Here is a 3,319-nt window from a genome sequence, read left to right as displayed (position 1 = left end):
CGCCGCCTGCCAGGACACGGATGCCCACGACGCCAACGCCTGCGGCCGTGGTGTGATCGAACAACCGCCCATAGTCCTGCGCCGGATAATCGGGCGGCAGCTGCGTCGCGGCGGACGGGTTGAGCATGTTGTAGACCACTTGCGCGCTGTCGAAGACACGCGCGTCGATCACCTGCTGAAGCGCCGCTGTGTCGCCAACGGCCGTCATCCCGAGGAACCGAGCCTTTCCCTGCTGCCGCAGGCGCTCAAACGCAGGAACGACATCGTCGAGCACCTGCCGGACGCTGAGCGTGGTTCCGCCGCCATTGCCGGTGATCGGATTGTGCAGATGGAAGATGTCGACCCGGTCGAGATGCAAGCGGGCCAGGCTGCCTTCGAGCGAAATCCTGACGGCATCAGCAACACGGCCGAACTCGCTCGGCGGCAAACGGACCTTGGTGCCCACGACCGCGTTGGCCGGTTTCAGCCTTTGCAGGACGCGACCGAGGTTCTTCTCGGATTCGCCATTGCCGTACTGCACCGCCGTGTCGAAATAGTTGACGCCCGCGGCGATCGCCCGCGCGATGGTTCGCTCCTGTTCGGCAGGATCGCCGCGCACCATGAAGCCGCCGACCGCTCCGCAGCCGAAGCCCAGGATGGAGAGCTGCATCCCGGTGCGCCCAAAGACCCGCAACTGCATCGCCATTCCTCCGGATGAACGAGGATTATGCGAGGCCGCGCGGCGACTATTCAACCCGGATCTTTGCTGCCACAGGATGCGCGGCCTAGCATCCGCCGAGCGACAAGCCGCCCGCTATTTCGGTCAGGTTGGCCGATCCGCCATCCGTCGTAGGAACCTGCGGACCGCAGCTCGTGCCACCTGACGAGCCACCGCCGGCTGCTGCGCCGGCCGACGCTCCGGATCCAGACGTCGTGGTCTTCGCTGCCTGTGTCGACGTGTTGGACGCCTCTCCAGGCAATTGCCGGGGAATTTCGGGATTGATCGACGTGCCGCCACCCGTCGCGCCCGTGCTCGACACATTCGCTCCGCCACCAGAACTCGATCCGTGCGACGACGGCAGGGGTGTTGTCGGAACACTGAGTGGGTCGGACGCGATGGTTCTGCCACCTGTCCCCGCTTGATCATTCGATTGCATGCCGGTTTGGGCATGCGCGGCCGCTAGACCAAGAAGAATAGCTGCGGAAGCGGATATGAGGGTCCGCTGCATAGTGCCCTCCACGTCAATGGTTTCGGAACGCCTGGCCATTCAAGGTCAACGAACAACGCCCGATCGAACAAAAGGCTTCATGAACTTTCCGCAAGGTGCCAAGCGCCAGAGATCCGTGGCGTCCTCCACTTGCGGGCGCAAGGTTGCGTCGTTGCCGCATCGCCATTCGTGTGGGAAAAAGGGGCCGCAGAGGAAATCCATGAAGCGCACGTGGACGATCATTGGCGTGGCTGACGTGCCGGAGAGCCTAAAGTGGTACCAGTCGCTGCTCGGCCTGCCGGAGATCGCTCCCGCCCACGACTGCTTCGGGCAAATCATCGACCCGGATGGAACGGTCTTGCTCTGTCTCCACAAGTGGGGCGCCCATGAGCATCCTTCGTTGACAAGCCCCCACGACGCCCAGCCCGGCAACGGCCTTCTCTTGTTCTTCCGGGTCGACAACTTCGACATAGCCTTGCCAAGGGCGCACGCGCTTGTCGGCCGGCTGGAAGAAGAGCCGCATCTGAATCCCAACACTGGAACCAAGGAGTTTTCGCTGCGGGATCCTGACGGATATTACGTCACCGTCAGCGCGCTCGATCCGGCGTAACCTCCCCATCAGGCCGACTGGTTGATGGCACAGCGCGTAGGATGAGCGGAGCGACCTGTCCGCCGTAGCTCGACGAGCAAAGGCGGAAGCGCACCCCTTTAGTTATATCAGCGCGGCGAGATGAATCTCGCTGCGCTCACCCGACCCTACGATGCCGTGCCCTCATTCGCCTGCGACGTTCAGCTAATCGGTCCGGGAATCCAATAATCCCCTGCAAGCGGGCTGACTTTTACGTCGTTAATGACCCCGAGCTGCAGGCTTGGATCGAAATAGCTCATCGTCCGTTCATTGAGATCAATGATGCGGCCAGGCGTCAATGGCCCCACGTCGTTGATCTTGACAATGACCTTCTTGCCTGCAGCCTCAACGAGCGCGTATTTCGGCCGAGCGCCAAATTCGACCCCACCAAATTTCCGACGCAAGCTCGTCTTGATCGCAGCCGCCCAGCCGGAGGGGTCATAGCGCTCGCCGGAGGCCGTGTTCGAGCCGCCCTCCCGCCATCCGGGCTTGAACGGATTGTACATGGATGCCGCGCCAACGATCGCATCCCCACAGGCGGCATCGACGACGGCAATTGAATGAACCGAACCATTTTCACTTCGAGCGGCGGTACCAGAAATGGCAAGCGCAACCACGGCGCCGCAAATTGCGGCGCTCGAGCCGAACAGCATCACAACTCCTCAATTGATTTTTTCGATCGTTCGGTTCCCGATGCCGCAAAACATGGTCGAGCGAACGTGGAGGCGTTCTCGAACTCGCACCAGTATTTTTGCGGGCTCGTGCCAATCCTGGCGACAGAACCGTTGTGGGAACCGGGGAGGTTCCTCACGCAGTGTTTTCAGTTCTCACCGACTAAGACAGAGAATGCGTCAGCAGCATGGCTGAAGAGAGCTTCTTCGACCGTGCGTGAGTAGCATTTTGGCCAATGTGCGCGTGGAGCCAGAAGCGGTCCGTGACAGCGCTCGCGCTTGAGTACACACCGTAGCGTAGCACAATCAGCCATCTTTTTCAGAAGCAATCGTGGATCGCGCTACGCTGGCTCGCCATACGCTCTGCTCGTCTGATTTTCGCCGTAGGCGCTGCGTCGGTCGCGTTCGTGCTCAGTCGCTTCTCTTCACCACATCGACGGCTACCAGTCGTCGTAGATCCACTCCCTTGGAATCCGAGGCGGTGCTCTCGCGTACGGCGGCTCATATGTCCGCTGCGGCTTGCGCGAAGCCGGAGCCGCTTGCGTCGGAGGCGGTGACGGCTTCTGCTCGGAAACCTTCGCGAGCGCTCGCTTCATCTCATCCTGGCTCGCCCTGAGCTGCTCAATGGCTTTGGAGCTCTCGCGGGCCGATTGTTGCTGGTCCGCCTTGAGCTGTTCGATGTCTCGCTGCACGTTCGCGAGATCGCGCGCAATCGATTGCAGCAGCTCGGTTTGATCGGAACGCGCTGCATTGGCTGTCGGCGCAGCGTCCTGCGTTGCTGCCGGTGCGGGGTCCGGCGTCGCTTTCGGCGCGGTGTCCTGCGCTGCGGCGGG

At 62.0% G+C, this 3,319-nt stretch carries 3 protein-coding genes; 1 reads left to right on the top strand and 2 read right to left on the bottom strand.

The genetic code is table 11. From position 1 onward, the window contains the following. A partial coding sequence (locus AS156_RS09925) for an aldo/keto reductase (protein ID WP_082747412.1) occupies positions 1 to 685 on the bottom strand: 685 nt, incomplete at its 3' end. 722 nt (positions 686 to 1,407) lie between these two features. Between AS156_RS09925 and AS156_RS09920 the strand changes: the two genes are divergently transcribed. Continuing rightward, positions 1,408 to 1,797, top strand: coding sequence for a VOC family protein (locus tag AS156_RS09920; RefSeq protein WP_066503296.1), 390 nt, complete (start codon positions 1,408 to 1,410; stop codon positions 1,795 to 1,797). Positions 1,798 to 1,976: 179 nt separating this feature from the next. Here the strand turns inward: AS156_RS09920 and AS156_RS09915 are convergent, their stop codons facing one another. Continuing rightward, positions 1,977 to 2,468, bottom strand: a complete 492-nt coding sequence (locus tag AS156_RS09915) for a septal ring lytic transglycosylase RlpA family protein (RefSeq protein WP_082747411.1) — start codon at positions 2,466 to 2,468, stop codon at positions 1,977 to 1,979. Between the last annotated feature and the right edge of the window lie 851 nt (positions 2,469 to 3,319).

Source organism: Bradyrhizobium macuxiense (genome assembly GCF_001542415.1).
GTDB classification, from domain to species: domain Bacteria; phylum Pseudomonadota; class Alphaproteobacteria; order Rhizobiales; family Xanthobacteraceae; genus Bradyrhizobium; species Bradyrhizobium macuxiense.
Note: the sequence above shows the minus strand (reverse complement) of the source record. Positions and strands in the feature narration are given on the sequence as shown.

Excerpts from the sequence above, each read along its gene's own strand:
- AS156_RS09920 (WP_066503296.1), top strand. The coding sequence starts at position 1,408 with ATGAAGCGCACGTGGACGATCATTGGCGTGGCTGACGTGCCGGAGAGC.
- AS156_RS09915 (WP_082747411.1), bottom strand. The coding sequence starts at position 2,468 with ATGCTGTTCGGCTCGAGCGCCGCAATTTGCGGCGCCGTGGTTGCGCTT.